The organism is Alistipes sp. AF48-12 (genome assembly GCF_003477565.1).
In the GTDB taxonomy this organism is placed as follows: Bacteria; Bacteroidota; Bacteroidia; order Bacteroidales; family Rikenellaceae; genus Alistipes_A; species Alistipes_A hominis.
In genome coordinates this window covers 1-20,638 of the sequence record NZ_QUDJ01000004.1, presented here as the reverse complement: position 1 = coordinate 20,638, position 20,638 = coordinate 1, and the positions used below count along the sequence as shown (strand labels likewise).

Sequence of the window (20,638 nt, the reverse complement as noted above, 5' to 3'; positions counted from 1 at the left end):
CGCTTGATAACGAACGGATATGCTTTTACCGCTTTCGATTCCCGACAATATGCATGCCTTGTTGCGGATGCTTTACGACGATATGATGCCTCTGTGCGGTCACATGACCCGCATCGCCTCGGCGATCGCCGGACTCGGCGCTCTGCTCTACATCTCCTACCGCGTCTGGCAGTCGATGGCCCGGGGCGAAGCCATCGACCTTTTTCCGCTGCTGAGGCCCTTCGCGCTGGGGCTGTGCATCATGCTCTTTCAGCCGCTCGTGCTGGGCGGACTGAACGGAATACTCAGCCCCGTCGTGACGGGAGCGCACCAGTTGCTGACCGACCGCACGCTCGACATGCGGCGATACCAGCGGCAAAAGGACGATCTGGAACGGGAAAGCCTCGCGCGAAATCCCTCTACGGCCTATTACGTCTCCGACGAGGAGTTCGACCGGCAGATCGGAGAACTGGGATGGTCTCCCGAAGACCTGAACGCGATGGAGAATATGTACGAAGAACGCGCCTCTTTCAGCCTGCGCTCGCTATGCGTAAGCGCATTCCGCTGGCTGCTCGAACAACTGTTCGAGATCGCGTCGGTCATCGTCGATATTATCCGGACGTTCTACCTGATCGTGCTTTCGATTCTCGGACCGCTGGTGTTCGCCGTATCGGTCTTCGACGGCTTCCGGGACTCGCTGGTACACTGGTTCGCCAAGTACGTCAGCGTATATCTCTGGCTGCCCGTCGCCGATATTTTCGGCGCGGTGCTGGCCCGTATCCAGACGCTTTCGCTGCAACAGGATATGGACCGTATGCTCGTCGATCCTTTCTATTTCGTGGACTCCAACAACTCGATCTACATTCTGTTCATGGTCGTGGGGATCATCGGCTACTTCACCATTCCTTCGGTGGCGGGATGGGTCGTACAGGCTTCCGGCTTCGGAGCCTACAACCGCAAGCTCAACGCCGCCGGCATGAAAGCCAAGAACCTCGTTACGGGAACCGCCGGATACGCATGGGGCAAGACGGCTCATCTGTGGAAATCCATGACGGCCAAGCCCCCGTCCGCCGCCTCCCGAAAATCTTAAATTTATGGAATTCAAAAGTCTGAAAAACATCGAAACCGGGTTCCGGCAGATCCGCCTGTTCACGCTGGTCTTCCTCGCGCTGTGTGCGGCCGTAACCCTTTGCGCCGTATGGATGTCGTACCGCTATGCCGAGGCCCAGCGCGAGAAGATCTACGTGCTGGATCAGGGCAAGAGCCTGATGCTGGCCCTTTCGCAGGATCTCCGGCAAAACCGGCCCGTCGAAGCCCGCGAGCATGTGCGCCGCTTTCACGAGCTTTTCTTCACCTACGGTCCCGAAAAGTCGGCGATCGAAGGCAACGTCAACCGCGCCCTGCTGATGGCCGACCGCAGCGCGATGAACTACTACAAGGTACTGATGGAGAAAGGCTATTTCAACCGCCTGATCGCGGGAGGCATTCTCCAGACCACGCAGGTAGACAGCGTAGTGTGCGACATGAATGCGTATCCCTACCGGGCCCGCGCCTATGCCACGCAGAAGATCGTGCGCGAGAGCACCGTTACCGAACGGTCGCTCGTAACTACTTGTACGCTGATCGACGCCGTGCGTTCGGACGCCAATCCGCAGGGATTCCTGATCGGAAACCTGACGGTCGTCGAAAACAAAGACCTCCGCACCTATGACCGCTAAAGAATGGATGAAAGTGCCGCGTGCGCTTCGGGATCATGCCATAGGAAAGTGCGCCTCCCTGCTCGAAGAGCTTTCGCCCCGGAAACGTACGGCCGCAGCCGCAGCGATGATACTCGTATTGGCCGGACTCTGCCTGTCCATGTTCTTGGGCGGAACGGAGCCGGAGGCCGGGACTCCTTCTATGGGCACGGCAATCGAAACGGTAAGATAACCTTTGAAAATATCGAATGATGAACGAGAAAACGGAAGAACGTCCCGAGAGCCGCACGCAGACGGCCGGGACGGAAAATAAAGAGCGAAAGCGCACCGATCCGCAGCGGCAGGCGCAAAAGAGAACCGCCGTGGCCGCCCTGCTGATGCTCATTCCCTTTTGCGCTTTCATGTACCTGATCTTCGGAGGCACGGACGCCGGGGAGGAACCCGGCACGGGCGGGATCAATACGACGATTCCGGACGGGAAGGTGCAGCGGATCGAAGCCAGCCGGCAGAAAGCCGCCGAAAAGGTGGAAGCCGAGGCGCTCGCCGGGAATAAGATACAGTCTCTCGGAGAGGCGGTATCGCTTCCCGAACCGGACAGCGCGTTACGGATAACGACGTCGCTGCCTGCGGGCGGTATCGACCGTTCGCAGGACGCCCATCGGGAGATGGCCCGGCAGATCGAATCGTTTTACAGCGATCCGGCTCCGGCGCCGCGCACCGCAGATCTGGAGCGGGAGCTCGAACGGCTGCGCGGAGAGTTGGCCGCGAAAGAGGCCGCCGAGAGCCTTGCCCGCCCCGATCCGATGGAACTGGTCGAAAGGCAGTACGCTTTGGCCACGAAGTATTTCGAGACGCCCGAAAAGGCGCGGACGGAAATGCCGGCGGCAAGAGGCGATCGGGTTCCGGTCACGAAAGTGCGGCGTCCCCCGAGTCGGATCGTATCGACGCTGGCCCGTCCTTCGGAGGATTCCGCGGCCGCCGCAGAGAACACCCCGCCGCATAATACCGGATTCCACACCCCGGTAGGCGCTTCGGACGCCTTGCCTGCGAACGCCATTCGGACCTGCATCGCCGAGGACCAGACCGTAAACGGAGACGCGCGGCTGAAACTGCGGCTGCTCGAACCCCTGATGGCCGGAGAAACGGAAGTGCCGGAAAACACGGTACTTTATGCCGCAGGAAGGATCGACGGGCAGCGCCTGTCGGTCGTCGTCACCTCGATCGAATACGGGGGCAGCATCATTCCGGTCGCTCTTACGGCCTACGATACGGACGGGCAGGCCGGGCTCTATATTCCCAATACGGCGGAACGCACGGCGCTCAAGGAGGGAGCCGCCAGTATCGGGGCCGGTCTGGGCACGAGCATATCCTTCGCCCGCAGCGCGGGACAGCAGGTCGCAATGGACGTCGTGCGCGGCGTGATGAGCGGCGGATCGCAGTACCTCGCCTCGAAGATGCGGGAAGCGAAAGTATCGGTCAAAGCCGGGTACGGCGTTCTTCTGATTTCCGAACAGTAAACTGAATCGATATTATGAAACATCTATCGTTTGCAGCGGCGCTGGCACTCCTCTCCTTTGCGGAAGCACAGGCACAGGATACCGTCCGCACGTTTTCACAGCGGCAGGTCGTGGAGCCCTGCCGGGTAGAGGTCGCTTTCAGCAAAACGCTCCACATCCTTTTCCCCTCGGAGGCGGTTTATGTCGATCTGGGGAGTCTCGACCTGATCGCGGACAAGGCGGACGGGGCGCGGAACGTCGTGCGCGTCAAAGCCGCGAAACAGGGCTTCGAGGGAGAGACGAACTTTTCGGTCATTACAGCCGATGGATGCTTTTACTCTTTCACGGCAGTCTACTCCGAGAATCCGTCCCGACTCAATATCGAGATGGAAGACTGGTTGCACAAAGATCCCTACTCGGATTTTGCGAACCGGCAAATGTATATACGTCTCGATGAATTATCCGGGGAGACGCCCCTTACGGTCAACCGGATCATGTACACGATTCTCAGGCGGAACGTCCGGGATATCAAAAGTGTCGGCAGTAACCGTTTCGGCATAGAAGTTCTGTTGCGCGGAGTTTATGTACACGGCGATCTGTTCTATTTGCACGTGTCGATGCGGAATCGTTCGAAGGTGGCTTTCGACATCGATTACATACGTTTTAAGATTTGCGACAAGAAAACCGCACGCCGTACAGCCGTACAGGAAACTTTTGTAAATCCGGTACGGGTATTCGACGAGATTATGCGCGTGGATGCGGAAGCCATGATACGAAACGTATTTGTATTCCGCAAGTTTACGATTCCGGATGATAAAGTGTTGGTCATGGAAGTTTATGAGCGGAATGGCGGACGGCATCAGCGTTTCGAAATCGAAAACAGTCGTTTGGTCGGAGCACGAGAAATGGATGAACTGAAAATCGAATAGATGATACGAAAGATGTTATTCATTTTGCTGGCCGCAGCGGGACTGCAGGGGCCGGCGACCGAACTCTCCGCACAGCGGTGTCTGCCCGGACAGACGGGCGTTCAGCTCGGCGGGGGCGCTTGCGGCGGTTTCCTGCTGCGTGACGGATACGGAGCGTGGAGCTTTCATGCGGAACTGTCGGTAGTCCGCTATGTCCGGAAAACACGTTACTGGGAGTTCGGAGTCGGGTATCTGAGAAAGGACTACCCGTACCGGGAAGCGATGCTGCCTAAAGAGCAGTTTACGGCTGGGGCAGGATATTTTGTTCCTATTGTGCATGACCGCCGGGATAATTTTATGGCAATGACGGGAGTTTCCGGGCTATTGGGATATGAAACGGTCAATCGGGGCGAAAAGCGACTCTATGATGGAGCTGCATTGAAAAATAGGAACAATTTCATTTATGGCGGAGAAATCACTTTGAGCGGCGAAGCGTATCTGTGTGATCGGGCGGTGTTGCTGTTGATGCTAAGAGAGCGGATAATGGGTGGATCATCCGTTTCTTGTTTCCATACGTTGTTGGGTGTGGGACTTAGGATTATGATTTATTAAAAACGAAAAATATGGAAACCGTTATGGTAAAGACGATAGCGGCCGGCTGTACGGTCTTGCTGACCGCGCTGGCACTTTGGGCCTGCAACGATAAAATCGACGTGAAGCAGGCTTATCCCTTCCGGCTGACCTCGTGGCATCTGCCCGAAGAAATCGCCGAAGGGGAAAACGTGGAGATCCGCCTGACACTGACAAGGGAGGGAGATTTCCACGATGCGGAGTATTACATCGGGTACATCCAGATGAAAGGCAAAGGCGAAGTGACGGACGACGAGGGGACGCTGCTGGTAAACCGCGAGCTCCATGCGCTGAACGATATGGCCGGGATCGACCGGAGCGATCCGATGCGGCAGGTGTTCACCCTGTGGTACCGCAGCCTGTCGGACAAAAACGCCGAAGTACGGTTCATCGTCCGGGACAATTTCGGACAGCAGACCGAGCTGGCCGTGAGTTTCGACATCGGGCGGAAAGAACCGCAGACGGAATAAAAGCAAGTGCAGGGAAACTGTCGAATGGCGGAAGAAAATTCTTCCGCCATTATTGCTTTAAATATTTAGTTCTTTGTGTTTTAATATTTTATCGTTATATTTAGGGTGTATAACCAATCCTATTCAAAATGAAATACAATATTATCATCTGCGCCATCCTGAAAGACGAAACGCCTTATCTGGTCGAATGGGTGGAGCATCACCTCGGCATCGGGGTCGAGCATTTCGTCCTGTACGACAACAACAGCGTGATCCCTGCCAAACAAACCCTCGAAGCGTATGTCCGGAAAGGAGTCGTGGAGGTTATCGACTGTCCGATAACCAATACCCCGCAATTGAAGGCATATACGCATTGTTTATATAACATGCACGGCCGAACGAAATGGATTGCCTATATCGATCTCGATGAATTCATTATCCTGAAAAAGCACCGGGACATCCACGCTTTTCTGGCCGATTACGACGAATATGCGGGAGTCTGCATGAACTGGGTGATCCATACGGCCAACGGCCATATCGAAAAACCCGAAGGACCGGTCATGCAGAATTATACGGAACCGCTACCCTATGATTTTCCGGCGAACCGTCATGTGAAAAGTATCGTCCGTCCTGATTATGTGAATACAGTCGATAGTTCACACTATCCACGCTATGACGAAGAATATTACGCCGTCAATGAAAAATTCAGATACGTTCCCCAGGCTTTCTGCGACTTTTCGAACGAAACGATTCAACTCAACCACTATTTCACCAAAAGTTTCGAAGAATGGCTCGGGAAAATCGGGAAAGGTATTTCGGATACGTTGCACACCCGCGCGGTAGAAGAATTTTGGGAGTACAATCCCGGAATGCTTCCACGAAAAGATGAAATCGAACTGAAATACAAAGAAACGATCGATACTTATAACCGGTTCAGGATCGCCAGAGAGTCAAATTACTGAGTCTTTATCTGTTGAATTCTTTATCGTAAATAAAACAATAAGATTGGCAGGAATTGCCTAATATTAACCTTCTTGAAAATCCTGAATTATGCAGGTACTTGGCCAAGAACGGACGGAAAAGATTTCTATTTCATTACGAAAGTGTTACATTTAAATCTTCAATGATGAATATTTATGGATAACACAAAAATTTTATTGGTCACTGATGTTCTGATGGTTTGAAATTTGGGAACTAGAAAATCAGATGATTTCTAATATCATTGAGGATTGCTGTCTGTTTTTCGGGGGCGACCTCTCCTTTTGTTTGTATTAGCTTGCAGAGGAGGGACAGGAGCTTGGTCATCGGATACTGCAAATTGAAGGATTTGATTGTATTTTTTTTCAATCGCTTTAAGGCGCTTTAGTTCCTCCTTCATTAAATTGATATCATATTTTGCTTGTTTTTTTGTATTTATTTTTATCGCTTTCAATTCGTTTCTCGTAGCAAAAAGTTCTTCAATAATCGAACTGATTGGCTTCTGGATATAGATCGCTGTAAAATCACTCAGATTTTCAGGAAGTTTTGTTCGTGACATAATATTATTTTTAGTCAATCGTTATCAATAACTTTTAAAGGTAAGAATAAATTTGGGGTTTAAATTATTTTTTTTCAAAAATTGAATGTGGTATACCAAAAATTATGCTTTTTAATAAATATTACATATTCCAACGCCGGCAATTCCTTCCAGCAATCCGAAACAATTGGCGGGAACGATAGTCCCCTGACGATCCCCTGTCGAATTTTCGGAACTTTCAAACTCAGTCAATCTGAAAAACAATTTTTGTTTTAGCTCCAGAAAGTCGCAGGAGGAGGTTAGCAGTTTTAGTATAAATAGGATACCTGCAACTCCGTTTTTCAGAGAAGGGTTATTGATCAATTCCCACATTCGCGGGGGCAGATCAAACGATACATGATATCCTCCGTTAAGCAACACTAAATACAGAAAAAAGCGATTGCAGAAATGTATTTCTCTATTTTGTTGTATAAGTTCAACTTGCGGTAAAAACGACGAAATTAATTTTTCAGATAAACTGTGAGCAACATCTAATTGTTTCAATTGAATTAGGCCCCATAGTAACCAAGGGAAATACCATGTAATATCGAAATCCTTTAGACCATCTTGTTTAATCGAAAAATGATGTTTGTTACTCAATAACAAAAGATTATACACTTGTAATTGAATGGACTCGATTAAAGCCATTTTGGTTTTCTGACGTATATGTTTCACAGATGGATTAATGCGTCCAATTCCATAAAGTAAATAACCTACAATTATATCAAAATTATAACTTTGTAATCTGAGAATACGGATGGCGATTTTATCCATATCTTTCAGAATACTTTTATCCGAACATCGAATGCCGCCATCTAAAATCAGCCGATTTATCGCCCATCCGATTCCGCTCAATCCTTGCGTAAAATCCCAGGATATATTTTCTTTGGCAATACTATCTATAACAGTATTGAATAATTCATCTGCAACATTTTCCAAATATTGATCATTGACTACTTTATTCAACCGATACAAATAAAGAGCCACCCCCATTTTGCCATTAGCCAATCCTAAATCGGTCAATGCATCCAAATTGCGAAGCAAAACATTCGTAATCTTTTGCAATCGTTCCGGATAAAAAAATACGGTTCGGTCTGAGGCGTCGATAACATCAGATATCTGTGTCCAATTGTAAATATGCATAAACTCATCTCTGTGAAATAAAAAATGAGCATAGTCCATATCAAGCCGTTCCGGGACGACAAAATCCGTGTCGTCCGTATATTCAATAATTCCTACTCCCCAATCCGTATCGATTACCTTGACATTACAAGGTGTATATAATGTATATTTTACGATAGAACGCCAAACCGTTCCGACCCAGTCTCCTGTCGGGTTTTCTTCCGATTGAGATTGCGGAGTTGTAGGAAGACAATCGTGTACAATAACCACTCCACCCGGATTCAGATGTTTTAAAGCATTGAATATATCCCTATCTACCTGATTTTCGAGATGTAACCCATCGATAAATATCACATCGTATTTTTTCTGAGGATAAACTTCAAAAAACTGGTCCGAAGTCATACGATATGTTAGAAAAGGAAGATACTCTTTTAACTTTTCCTGTGTCCAGTCTGTACAATACCTGCTATTCGGATCATACGGATCGACCGATTCTTTCTCCGCGCATCGAACCTTCTGAAAATTGACAGCCGGGTTATCCATTCCTATCTCAAGATAGGAGGTGTAATGACGGGCTTTTATCAGATAATTGATTATATCTAAGCGTGTTGCCAAAATCTTATTAATTAATTGTTTGCAAATCTTTCTTGTGCGTAAAAATCCAAAATCTTACAATTGAATATAACTTCATATTTTGCCTGTACCATATCGGATTCGGATTTTTCCATTTTAGTTTTAACGTTATTATAATCCAGCATGGTAGATCTCCCGACTTTCATTTTTTCATTTTCATATCGGAACGATTCCGAAGCGGCTTTGTAAGACTCCTGTGCAGACAAATATTTTTGATAGGCATTTTCTGCATTCTGTAAAGCGGTTTCGATCTCTTTACGCAAAGCCATTTTAGTTTCATCCAAGACCACCTCCTGGAACTTGATATTGATACGTGAGGCCCGAATCTGATTCCGTGTTGCTAGTCCATTAAATATCGGTATGGAAAGATTTATACCCACATACTCACTTCCGTTATTTTTAAGTTGTTGCCGGAATGCCGCGTTATTATACCCTGTAACAAACGAATAGTAGTAACTGTTACTATAACCTCCGGATAAAGATACCGATGGATATCTGGCCGCTTGAGCAATGCGAAGGTTATGCCAACTGCTTTGAAGGTTTAACGATGCGGAGCGAATTTCAGGACGATTGTCTATTCGTGAAAACAGCAAAGTCGTATCGTATGCCTGTAAGCTATGCAGTGCGGTTTTTAACAGTTCATCGCCGGATGGTTCTATAACATCGAAACCCACCGATGATGTTCTGTTTAATGCCTGGCTTAACTCCAAAAGAGCCGTTGACAAGTTGTTATTGTTTTGAGTCAGGTTCAATTTATCCTGCGCCCATAAAGCCTTGCTTTCCAACAATTCCGACTCCAGCATTTTCCCGTTATCTACGAATAGCTGGCTTCTGTCCACCTGCAAGCGGCTCAGTTCTACCTGAGAAGCTGCTATCCGAACCAACTCCTTGTATTGGAGAACTTGCAGGTAATAAGCCGTAATATTCAATATTACATCGTTCTTTGCTTTTTGAAGATCTTCCAATGTCGCCTCGAAACCGGCTGCCAGACTTTTGATCTGGTGTTTTATACGCATTCCGTTGAAAATTGTCATGCTTCCTGAAATGCTCCCGCTCGTAGACATTTGGTTGTTATCTTGATATGTCCCGTCACGGGAAGGTCCCCGTCCGAAATAGTTCGTATGCCCTAAACTCCCGGACACGGATGGCAAACGGCTGTTTTTAGCCGTATTAAGGTCCAATTCGGATAGTTGGCTGTTGAATTCGGCCTTTTTGATAGACACGTTATTTCGCAGAGCATAATCGATACATTGCTGAAGCGACCATTTTTCCTGTGCAGGACATTTTATACACAGGAACAAAAATCCGCATATGCAAACAATTATTTTTCTCATAATGAACATAGTCTATGACAATAGTAACGATTCATCCCAAGCGGATTCTTTTTCGGAAACCGCCGCCAGAAGTGCCAAGCCGATTCCAGCCAGACCACCCAGCAATCCATAATGCACTCCATATACGCCATTGATTCCCGTGTACCATAACCTATAACCCGTCTTTTTGTCCGTATAATTCGCATGACTTAATCCTCGGCACAAAAAATCGGACGATAATTCCCGAAATTCCGAACAACCAGACAAACGATATATTCGGTTAAACAGATGGCCGAGACTGAAACAGCCTCCGTACAATCCGGCTTCCAGATATTCATGATCGTGCTCATGATGCAATTTTCCATATTGTACCCATTGTTCCAGCGCCCTATCTCTTGTTTCCGGAATGTGTAAAAGGCTCCATAGTACGCCGACTTCCGACTGGCTCCAACCGGGAAGCGTATTCAACGTATTTTCCAGTGAGATAGCCTGACATTTCAACTGATTTTCGAGATTGTCCGCAAGCTCTGCTATATAATCCATATCCGGATATTTCAGCCGTATTTTCCGAACCAGCAAATAAAGTCCCGATAAGCCGGATGGGATACTATAATCCTGAATATCGTTCAATTTGCCGAGCGTCATTCTTTTATACAGTTCCGCAACGAATCTATTTAAATATTCACGGGAGAATCTTTCGTTGCGGTTCACGCAATACAATGCGATACCTACAGCACCTTGCAGCAGATCGTATCGATCTTCCTGCACATCGTAAATCATTCGCCGAAATACTTTCGGATCGGCACTTCCCATCACCTCAAAAAGGTCGGCATCGATCATAGGATACCGAATCATATAATCGAGCATCCATCCTATACCGCTCAATCCACCGGCTAAACCGGCATTGCATTTTTGAGGATCGTTTATATATAAAGTTTTCTTATGAATATTATCAATTCGCTGACCATATCTATCTGAAATTTTCACATAATTTTCTTCATCATCCAGTTCAAAACAGCGATGAAATAAAAACAACTGGATGCCGCTTCGCCGCACATCAAAAACGGATCATAATCCTGATCAAATCTCATCAACACGAGAGCTATCTCGTCTATCTTCTGCCAAATATTTTTTTGATTCGCTTCGGTAAATATTAGTGTCTTATTCATCGGATATTCGTTTTATGTTTTCCACAGGATGGGTTATTTCGGACCAAGACGAGATTCTGATTATTTCCTTAGCAAATTCAAAAGTTTGCTTCTCGTTTTCGGTTCCGGCATCCCGAAAAACTTTCCAAGAGAGTTTTATCCCATATGGATCATCGGGGTCATCGGGATATTTTCTCAACCCGGTTTTCAACCCACCTTCAAAATGGGCATCGATCCAACTATGCGCGAAGTAGGCATCGATTCCGTCGCAAACCTCCATTTTTTTCCATGCATAAGCCAATCCTGCGGCTTGTTCCTGTAATGCCTCATCTGTATAGTCCATTGAATTGGGATTCTGTTCCGACAATAACAATGTCCGTTTTTTCCCTTCATAGGTAGAGGCCGTATGCTTGATCCAGTCATCCAATACTTCCAGATTTTTAAACGTGATATAAGGCGTATCAGTCGCATAAGTGGCTTTTTTATCCAGCCATGCTTTGGGGTCGAGCAAATTTTCCGGATAAGGGTGAATCGCTACTCCCCATTTAAAATCTCCTTCTGCTTTACAGTAAGCCATTAATGTATCCATAACTTTAGCTCCCGGATAACAATTCGGCTCTACATACTCTTCATTCCAGCAATGGTCCAACGAGATAAAGACTTCAGCATCCGCATCGTATTTCCGAGCCGTATAATAAACCATCCGCATGGACTTGACGTAAATATCCATAAATTCGACAAGTTTTTTGTTACCGGCGTTCGTCCATACGTTTCCGGAGTTGACTTCATTATGTACGATCCATCTATGAATTCGACCATACTTTCCATCCGGACGATTATAACGGGCTGCTAAAAAATCCAAAGCGGCGGCATACAAATTAACTGAGTCAATATTAGTCAAATTCGGCATGGTATAAGCTCCGCAACGTTTATATTCCGGATGTTCCAATATACGTCCTACCTGAGAATCCCGACTCCATAGTTCCGGGTAAACCAAAATAATTGCAGATACATTGATACCATGTTCGGCAGCACAACGAATCGTTCTGTCGTATTTCTCGATTTTTCGTTTATCTGCATAGTATGTTTTGCCATTATATTCGAACGGAATATGATCAGGGGAGGAAGTAAGACGCAAAAAATTATTGATCCGGATATTGAATGAAATATAGGATATCCCGAGGTCTTTCAGATCCGTATATAAATGGTTGTATTTAAAATCGCCCAGCCCTTTTTTCGTTTGGGGAGTGAGTGGAGGGAAATGGTGTCCTATGTAAGTTTTTGTGACATATCGACCGTATGAACACATATAAAGTTCGTCGTTACTGCGATAAGCCAAAAACCAACGGGAATAGATTCGATCGTAAAACGTTTCGTTATATTTTGCAATGCGAGGAACTAATATTTCGAATTGTCCATTTTCCGGTTTGAGTTCAATGATTTCTGTCATATTGCATATTGCCAAATCTTTGAAAATAGGCAATTCGCATAAAAAAACAGCCAGAGATGGATTTGCAACGATCTGCCCCTGTATCCTGATTTCTTTTTCATTTGTTTCGATCCGGTCGATCTCGTTAGGAAAGACAAAATCATATAAATAACGTTTTTGTTGAATCTTTTTTTTATCAGATTGCTTTTTAGAAGCTTCCTTGTCTGCCGCTTTTTTCTGCTCTTCGGGAGTTCTGGCACGTAATCGTATATTTTTAATCTGAAACACAATAGCTTCAGAAGCTATTATCGGAGCTATAGTTATTTGTAAAGATGTCTTTAAAGTCAATATATACTGCAAGAACCAGTCTTTATAATCCGTTAAATCGAATGAAAAGGTTTTCCAATTTCGAGCCACCTCGATATTACGGACTATTATCTCTTTAGATCTTATCTGAATTCCGATATGGGAAATAAAAGAAGTGCATTTATAATCGAACGTTAATACACATTGATCTACATCCCAATGCTTCCGTTTGATCCGGAGAGGCAAAGTACTTATATCTGTCAAAAAAAACTCATACCTATTTTTCCCTGCTTGGGTTAACGGAACATAAGTATGTTCAGAAATTATTTCAAGTATAGATGAATTTGCCATATTTTCATGTTCGTTTTAAATTAAGCTGAAGCACTTTTAAATTATCCAATGAATTTTATTTTACGCTTCATTCTAAAAAACACAGTTCTGACATCCCACCAAAATACGGCTTCCGCATTAGTATAATATTTTTTATACCAACCGGACAGATACATCCGGATAATTCTAAGCAACGCCCAAGATGAACGCAGGGTCCAAAAACGTCGGTAAATAAAATGTAAGTGTCCGTGGGCATTCTCGTCATTCTTTTCTATTAAGGCATCATGCCACATCATAATATTCGAAGTATATTCCCATTTTTCTCCGGGATGTCTGATTGCCATTCTCAAACCGATGGTTTGTTTTCCGTGCTGTCTGTATTTGATCAAACATTGATTGATATATGCTATCTTATTTCGAAAAGCAGATGTCATAGCAATCATTTCGTCATGAGCGACGATATTGGATAAAGGAATGCAATAGGGCATTGCGGAAGCGCGTAAGGCGCATGTAGCCCCAGTTACACGGCAATACACACTTAACATTTCGAGCGCATACCCTTTATCGAATAAATCGAGAGTTTTCTTGTCCAAACCCAACACATCGAAAAGCGTTTGATTATAACTCGGTATTCCTGCCGTATTAACAAGTACGGCATTGGTAAAAACGAATTCCTTATCCGGGTTACTGTTAAAATAGCTGATAATAGTTTCGACCTTTGTAGGCAACCAAATATCGTCCTGATCCGACAAAAAGATAATATCGCCAGAACAACGACAAATAGCCTGTTCGAAATTTCTTCGATAACCGTGATTCCATGTATTGATATGTAATTGAATCGGCAAGTTGTACTGACAAATTAAATTCTCGATTATTTCAACGGTATCATCTTTAGAACAATCGTCACAAATGATGATTTCATCGACTTGTAACGTTTGATTTCGAATAGACATCAATTGCTCCCAGATATATTGTTCTCCGTTATAAGTGCACATAGCAACAGAAAGACGCATAATGATATTGTATTTACTGATTGTTAAATAAAGATTCTATGGGTTGGACAAACCGTTCGATTAAACGGGTATCTTTTGTGATAATTTCTGCCGTTCCATCCATTTGCTGAATAAAACGGAATTTATTTTTATAGCTGGATACCATCCCCTGGGGAAATGCGACTTCGCCTATATAACCTATTTCCGTTTGATTGATCGTTTCCGGGACAGAAGATATGGAAATCAAACGTCCTTTCAGCAAGCCGTACTCCATATACGGAAATCCGTTCAGCTTGACATTGACCTGTTGTCCGATTTCGACTTTACCGAGCCCTGAAGACGGAATGGTTATCCTTCCGATAATCTGCGTAGAATCCTTGGGTACAATTGTTGCCAAGCGATCTCCTGTGGTAATATTTTGATTTTCGGCCCAATATTTTGTAAATGTGATTTTCCCTGCGATTGGAGTCTCCAATATATATTTGTCTTTCCATAATTTGATTTGGGCCAATAACTGAGCGTGTTGTTCATCGAATTGTAGTTGGAATTCATTTTGCTCGTTGTCATATTGGATGGTTAGGTCCGTCAATAGTTTTTGTTGACTCAGAATATTCGTTTTTGTTGAAATAATGGAATTTTGTTGAGATGTAACGGATAATTCCTTTTGAAGCAGTTTCTGAAGGCTCGCATCGTAATCAGCTTCCGTCAATGCATGTGAATGGAATAATACGGAATCCCGCTTTTGATTGTTTTGTTCGAACCGGAGGTCTCTTTGAAGAATCGCCAACTGTTTTTCCTGTGCCTGTAAACCTGCATACAGCATTTTTATTTGTTGTTCGATCTGATTTTTTTGTTGGGGGATCGCTCCTGTTTGCGTATAATGGTCATAAGATTTACAGGTCTTTTCCAACGCTGTGTAATAGGGTTGTAATTCACCTAATTGATTTGTTTCATTTTCGAAATACGCGTTTCCTGTAACCAAAGAAAACAAGGAATCAGACAATATCTTTTCCAATTGAAGGACAGATCGGTAATCGGCCGTATTGAACAATACGGCGATTAATTCGTTCGGCAGAACAAACTGGCCGTTCTCGACTAATATATGTTCCACCTTCCCTGTCGAACGAGCGATCAGATCGGTTGGAGGATTCGTCGTGGTCAGCACAATAGAAGATGTGACGACTTTCGGATATTTAAAAAAATAAGTGACGCCAAGTAGTACAATGAATATAGAAAAAATCACTGATAGTCCCCATCGGACGACCCATCCGGGAATACGCCCCATGATTTCCTGCACTTCGTCGCTGTATATAGGTCTTGGCATAATTTCTTTGTTTTTTAATTTCCTAATTCTAACTGGTCTTTTACCAGATTAAAATAAGCCCCTTTTTTTGCTATCAGTTCTGTATGATTACCTTGCTCCACGATTTTCCCTTTTTCCAGCACAACGATTGTATCGGCATTTTTTACTGTGCTTAAACGATGGGCCACGACGACTACGGTTCTATCTTTAAAAAACAGTTTCATATTATTCATAATCGTTTTCTCATTGTTGGCATCCAAAGAATTGGTCGCTTCGTCGAAAAATATATATGCAGGGTCTTTATAAACTGCACGGGCTATCAGTAGACGTTGTTTTTGGCCCGTGCTTAAACCTTGGCCGTCTGCTCCGATTTTGGTGTTATATCTCAATGGAAGACCTTCCACATAATCTTCGATATTGGCTGTTTTTACTGCATTCTGAACTTTTCCGAGGTCCGGGATTTCATCAACGACTCCAATATTGCATTCTAAAGAATCGGAAAAAATATATCCTTCCTGCATAACGACACCGCAGTTACGCCTCCACTTCGAATCGCTGTACCGTTTGATCGGAATGCCATCCAAAGTAATTTCGCCTTCGACCGGTTGGTAAAAGCCTAACATCAATTTTAACAGAGTCGTTTTCCCGCTACCGCTTATCCCTACTATCGCAGTCACTTTATTCGCTTCTATGGTCAGATTGATACCGTCCAACACTTTTTCAGAATGGGGACCTTCGTATTGAAACATTACATCTTTCAATACGATATTTTTGTGAGGGGGAATATTCTGTATTTTATCTTCGTCAGCGGGTTCTTCGTCATCCATGTCGTTGATCTCGTTCAATCGTTCCGTACTGATTTTTGCATCCTGCGCCTCCTGAATGAATCCGATAAACTGAGAAATGGGACCGTTCAACTGCCCCAATATGTATTGCATGGCCATCATCATACCTAACGTCATGTTTCCGTCAACTACCGCTTTGGCAGCCAAAAACGAAACGAAAACATTTTTTGTCTGGTCGATGAATAATCCTCCGACCTGCTGGGTTTGTCCTAAAGTCATCGATTGAATGGATATTTTATAAAGTTTAGCCTGAATCCGTTCCCATTCCCAGCGCTTTTGCTTTTCGCAGTTATTGAGTTTGATCTCCTGCATTCCATTGATCATCTGTACGATACTGCTTTGGTTGTCCGCCGCCTGCTGGAAACGTTTATAATCCAATTTTCGACGCTGTTTCAAAAAGACTAGTACCCAACAAGCATACAACAAACTTCCGGTAAGAAATATAGCCAGTATGCCTGCATGATAACCTGCCATAATAACAGAATATATCACAAATGTGAAAACAGAGAAGACCATGCTGATTAAAGTCCCTGTTAAAAAAGACTGTATTCGACCGTTATCTCCGATTCGCTGCATGATATCTCCCAACATCTTCACATCAAAAAATGAAATGGGCAGTCGCATAAGTTTGCTTAAAAAATCGGAAATAAATGCAATACTTATCCGGGTCGTGACATGAAGGGATAACCAGCTTTGCACCAAGCCATTCGCGGTTTGTCCAAAAGTCAGTACGACCTGAGCGATCAAAGCCGCGATAATGAAATTCAGGTTGCTGTTATTGATACCGAAATCGACGACGGATTGCGTGATAAAAGGGAAAATCAGGCTGATGACACTACCTGTCAGCATGGCTAAAAATAGCTGAAAAATAAAACGCCTGTAAGGCCGTAAATAACCAAGCAAATACTTTAATCGGAGTCCCGGTTCTTTCTCCTCCTCGTTATTATAAAATTTGGGAGTCGGTTCAAATAACAAAGCCGTTCCTTGTTTTTGGGAACCCTCTTTTGACTCAGTGGAATACCAGCATTTTAGAAATTCTTCTCGGCGATAAACAAGATTACTTTGTGCAGGATCGGATACATAAATTAACTCTTCGTTGTTTCTCCATTTTTTCTTTTTAATATCATACACAACAACGAAATGCTGCTGATTCCAATGGACTACACAAGGTAAAGGAACTTCATCGCGCAATTGTTCCCATGTAATCTTAACGCCTTTTGTTCTGAAACCTAATGACTCCGCTGCATCACTTATCCCCAGCATGGATACTCCGGCACGGGTAATGTGGCATTTAGTACGTAATGACCTCAATGAATAATTTTTACCATAAAATTTGGCAATCATTCTGAGGCACGTAGGACCGCAATCCATTGCATCCAGCTGCAAATAATGAGGAAACTTCATTTATACAAAACCTTTTTTCTCTTGAGTTTATATAATACATATATCATTGAACATTTTGGGAGCTTCGGGGCATCGAGGATCAGGATAATCCCAGTTTTGTTTCCCATAAGCATACATTACCATTTTCCAACAAACTCCGCGTCCTTGACGACAATTATCAAATTGATCACATTTTTTACATGCACTTTCTTCACTTATAAATTGTTTGGACAAGAAAAAAAGATTTTTTGCTTTATCCGAATTCCAAACCTCATTGATTGTGTTTTTTGTTAAGTCACCAATTATAAAATCAGGATGATCATATAATTCTTCGCATATAGTAACGCGCCCATCGGGAAGAATCACCATACTATGCATATTTCCTGTACAAGTAGCACGTTCCGGAAAATTCTTTTTACGACATTCATAATGGTAATCTTCTGGAAAATCTGCTTCGCTGAGGTTAAATGTGATTTTGGGATGTTGTTCACGAAACTCCTCTATTTTTTTAGATATTCGTTCCATAAATACCTTAGGAGGACGAAATTGCTCGTATAGCCCTTCTTTGTATAATGAATATCCTGCTGGTGTAAACTGCAAACTTTTCAAATTTGAAAAGTTAGAAAGAAAATTTACAAGAGTTTCAATCTCTTCATCAGAACAATTGTGAGAATTTATTATAGAATGCACTCTAAGTTCCAGTCCTACCTCTTCTGTAAATCTGACGGTATCTTTTATTGCATCTGCATAATTTGAAGATACATTTAGAATTTTGGAAAGCGTTTCAGGATTTATTGAGTCTAATGAAATTTGTATTTCTTTTACACCTATATTTTTCAATGTCTGTAATTTATCCTTTTTAACAGGAACTTTAGTAGAAATAAATGGAGTATAACCATTTATAAGCAACTCAGATATAACTTCCTTATAATGCGGATGTAATAATACCTCTCCTCCGCTAATGTCAAAATTTACGACACCTATTTTTTTAGCCTGTCTTATTATAGAAAGCACCATTTCCAGTGGCATTTCTTTGTTGTGCATTTTTCTATTTGCATAACAATAAATACAATCCGTATGGCATTTCATTGTTAGCTCTAGATTAATAGATAACGGAAATGAAGTTCTTCGGGTAGTTAGATCAGCTTCTCCATTCAAAATAAAATCTTCCACGCAGTATGTTTTGTATTTATTTTGGATTTTAGTTTTATTTACCAGCACATTGACGGGAAAATGCATGTAATTTGTGTTATAGGATATGGCAAATGATTTTTCGTTCTCAATATATCCAGTCACTATTTTTTCTATTTCATTAATCGTAAGTCCAAAAAAATCGGATGCTTTCACAATAACCTCTTCTAATGTATTCTTCCCATTAAAAAATGCAAGTAATTGTGCATTAAATGGATGAATGTAACTAGTCCAATTATCATCATGTTTAACTCCAGGATCAACATTATCCTGACTTACGAATAAAACTCTAGTTCCATCAGGTACAAGCATGTATCCAGGATTCATTACATATTGTCTTTTCATCACATTAAAAGTTTGAAAGTAAATTTATTCAAGCCAATAGTTTATCCATTTTTCAACCTGTTCACGGGAAAGGTCATTTCCCTCATAATTATCTCTTATTTTAAGAGTATTGCAATAAGGTATGTCGAATCTTAAAATATTTCTCACTTCAGCGTTTGGGAATTGAAGTTTGTAACGTCGTATATACTCTGACTTAAAATCCTCATCTACAAATCCGGGTATTCCGGTCATGAGTATCCATTCCGATATCGGCTTATAAAAGATAAATCCTGTAAAAACATCTTTATACCTGATTTCATGAGGTGAATCGTAATACTCCAATATTGCCTCTCCAAACGGTGAATCAATCATGTCAAACCCGATTCTGGGATTGCCCACGTGTTTAAATGCAGCGTCCCATTGGCCCTGTTCGATTAGATAATCTGGGCCGTCGATAACATCAGTGAAGTTTGTGGTATTAATCATAACATTGGCAACTCGTTCGGGATAGTGTTCAAAAAGAACCGAAGCTGCTGATTTCCGCCAAGTAGCTTTGGAATGATCCCTGAAACTGTGGCGACTGTTAAAAATGACTAAAGCCTTCTTTCTTGGTTCATCTTGGTTTTGCAATATTTTGTCGAATTCATTGATGAAATTGCACCCCATGATACTGTCTCGGCTATATATATCCGTATAAGCATTTATATCGAAGTAGTTATTCCAATCGAAATTTATATCGGTAAAATGGAGGGTAAGATTTTGATTGTCATTCAATGAAGTGTTGATCCTGTATATTGCTGAAAGTAAATACCAATAATTATATTTTTCCCATATATAACTCGAGCTCAAATCTCTGTATAACTCCATTAAATCTTTTTCAAAATCCAGATAACTCTCGTATTCACTCCCAAGTATATTATTCGCTCTTTCTGTTTGATTAGTTGCTCCAATTTCAGTAAAAATGTGACCCACATTTTGAATGAAACGCCGATCCGAAATAATTTCGGAGACAAATTGATATTGAGACATGTCACGATGATCTCTTTCTCCCAAAATTATAATATCATATTTTTCAAAAAGTTCAAATACATAGTCTACAGCTGATGTATTTTGACATTGAAGAAAATCTATATAAGGTTTCAGTGCGCTTTTTTGTGAAAAACAATTGAATGTCACAAAAAAAGCAATGAGTAGAAAACAAATTTTTAGAATTTTAACATTTCTTATCATACTGAAGTTTTATTAAGAAGAGGATATGTCACAATAGCAACATATCCTCAATAAAGAGTTTAATTTATTACTTTTTCCCTGTCTGACAATTTTTCTTACAATTGTCTTTGCACCCCTCTTTACATCCATCTTGACAGGGCGAAGCCCCATCGCATTGATAGTCTGCTAGCATTATATCATCCGAAAAACCTCCAAGAAGATGCTTCAATTTTTCTTTGGGGATTGTTGTTGCTTCATTCAGGGTGAGCTTTTTTTAATTCTCTCATTCCTTTTCAGATTTTAAGTTAATAAAAAAACAGTGTAATATTTGTCGTTTATATCATTTCAACGACAAGGAATAATGTATTCCTTTCAAATACTCTTTTAGATCATAAG

19 protein-coding genes are annotated in these 20,638 nt (G+C 43.1%); 8 read left to right on the top strand and 11 right to left on the bottom strand.

The annotated features are described in order from the left end of the window. The first annotated feature begins 19 nt into the window (after positions 1-19). The 8 genes from traJ to DW082_RS03355 all read left to right on the top strand — a co-directional run bounded on the left by traJ (position 20) and on the right by DW082_RS03355 (position 6,121). The gene (traJ, locus tag DW082_RS03390) at positions 20-1,069 is read left to right on the top strand and encodes a conjugative transposon protein TraJ (protein ID WP_101573007.1); all 1,050 of its coding nucleotides are present in this window, start codon (positions 20-22) and stop codon (positions 1,067-1,069) included. A 4-nt stretch (positions 1,070-1,073) separates the two neighbouring features. Further along, on the top strand, positions 1,074-1,697 hold the full coding sequence (gene traK, locus DW082_RS03385) for a conjugative transposon protein TraK (protein ID WP_101573009.1): 624 nt from the start codon (positions 1,074-1,076) through the stop codon (positions 1,695-1,697). Beyond that, positions 1,687-1,908: a hypothetical protein gene (locus DW082_RS03380; RefSeq protein ID WP_118457335.1), complete on the top strand. Its 222-nt coding sequence runs from the start codon at positions 1,687-1,689 to the stop codon at positions 1,906-1,908. Before traK ends, DW082_RS03380 begins: the two co-directional genes overlap by 11 nt. Before the next feature lie 16 nt (positions 1,909-1,924). Then, positions 1,925-3,193, top strand: a complete 1,269-nt coding sequence (gene traM / locus DW082_RS03375; protein ID WP_118457333.1) for a conjugative transposon protein TraM — start codon at positions 1,925-1,927, stop codon at positions 3,191-3,193. A gap of 14 nt (positions 3,194-3,207) precedes the next feature. Beyond that, positions 3,208-4,101, top strand: a complete 894-nt coding sequence (gene traN / locus DW082_RS03370; protein ID WP_118457331.1) for a conjugative transposon protein TraN — start codon at positions 3,208-3,210, stop codon at positions 4,099-4,101. Next, the gene (locus DW082_RS03365) at positions 4,102-4,692 is read left to right on the top strand and encodes a conjugal transfer protein TraO (protein WP_118457329.1); all 591 of its coding nucleotides are present in this window, start codon (positions 4,102-4,104) and stop codon (positions 4,690-4,692) included. Between the two features lie 11 nt (positions 4,693-4,703). Further along, complete coding sequence (locus DW082_RS03360; RefSeq protein ID WP_118457327.1) at positions 4,704-5,180, top strand: TraQ conjugal transfer family protein; 477 nt, start codon at positions 4,704-4,706, stop codon at positions 5,178-5,180. Between the two features lie 128 nt (positions 5,181-5,308). Then, complete coding sequence (locus DW082_RS03355) at positions 5,309-6,121, top strand: glycosyltransferase family 92 protein (RefSeq protein ID WP_118457325.1); 813 nt, start codon at positions 5,309-5,311, stop codon at positions 6,119-6,121. A gap of 257 nt (positions 6,122-6,378) precedes the next feature. Here the strand turns inward: DW082_RS03355 and DW082_RS03350 are convergent, their stop codons facing one another. The 11 genes from DW082_RS03350 to DW082_RS03305 form a co-directional block, all read right to left on the bottom strand. Beyond that, positions 6,379-6,696 (bottom strand): hypothetical protein, encoded by a 318-nt coding sequence (locus tag DW082_RS03350; protein WP_118457323.1) that lies wholly within the window; start codon positions 6,694-6,696, stop codon positions 6,379-6,381. 111 nt (positions 6,697-6,807) lie between these two features. Then, the gene (locus DW082_RS03345) at positions 6,808-8,451 is read right to left on the bottom strand and encodes a class I SAM-dependent methyltransferase (RefSeq protein WP_147386952.1); all 1,644 of its coding nucleotides are present in this window, start codon (positions 8,449-8,451) and stop codon (positions 6,808-6,810) included. 11 nt (positions 8,452-8,462) lie between these two features. After that, positions 8,463-9,803, bottom strand: a complete 1,341-nt coding sequence (locus DW082_RS03340) for a TolC family protein (RefSeq protein ID WP_118457494.1) — start codon at positions 9,801-9,803, stop codon at positions 8,463-8,465. 12 nt (positions 9,804-9,815) lie between these two features. After that, on the bottom strand, positions 9,816-10,769 hold the full coding sequence (locus DW082_RS03335; protein WP_259335491.1) for a lanthionine synthetase LanC family protein: 954 nt from the start codon (positions 10,767-10,769) through the stop codon (positions 9,816-9,818). Continuing rightward, complete coding sequence (locus tag DW082_RS14445; protein WP_182424087.1) at positions 10,766-10,951, bottom strand: hypothetical protein; 186 nt, start codon at positions 10,949-10,951, stop codon at positions 10,766-10,768. Before DW082_RS14445 ends, DW082_RS03335 begins: the two co-directional genes overlap by 4 nt. Beyond that, positions 10,944-13,016, bottom strand: coding sequence for a DUF5722 domain-containing protein (locus tag DW082_RS03330; protein ID WP_118457317.1), 2,073 nt, complete (start codon positions 13,014-13,016; stop codon positions 10,944-10,946). Before DW082_RS03330 ends, DW082_RS14445 begins: the two co-directional genes overlap by 8 nt. A gap of 41 nt (positions 13,017-13,057) precedes the next feature. Continuing rightward, positions 13,058-14,008 carry a glycosyltransferase family 2 protein gene (locus DW082_RS03325; RefSeq protein WP_118457315.1) on the bottom strand — a complete coding sequence of 317 codons (951 nt, stop codon included), beginning with the start codon at positions 14,006-14,008 and terminating at the stop codon, positions 13,058-13,060. 13 nt (positions 14,009-14,021) lie between these two features. After that, positions 14,022-15,311, bottom strand: coding sequence for an HlyD family secretion protein (locus DW082_RS03320; RefSeq protein ID WP_118457314.1), 1,290 nt, complete (start codon positions 15,309-15,311; stop codon positions 14,022-14,024). Positions 15,312-15,325: 14 nt separating this feature from the next. Further along, on the bottom strand, positions 15,326-17,539 hold the full coding sequence (locus DW082_RS03315) for a peptidase domain-containing ABC transporter (RefSeq protein WP_118457312.1): 2,214 nt from the start codon (positions 17,537-17,539) through the stop codon (positions 15,326-15,328). Between the two features lie 27 nt (positions 17,540-17,566). Then, entirely contained in the window at positions 17,567-19,054 is a 1,488-nt protein-coding gene (locus DW082_RS03310; protein WP_118457310.1) for a radical SAM/SPASM domain-containing protein, read from the bottom strand. A 24-nt stretch (positions 19,055-19,078) separates the two neighbouring features. After that, entirely contained in the window at positions 19,079-20,263 is a 1,185-nt protein-coding gene (locus DW082_RS03305; RefSeq protein WP_147386951.1) for a hypothetical protein, read from the bottom strand. Positions 20,264-20,638 lie beyond the last annotated feature (375 nt).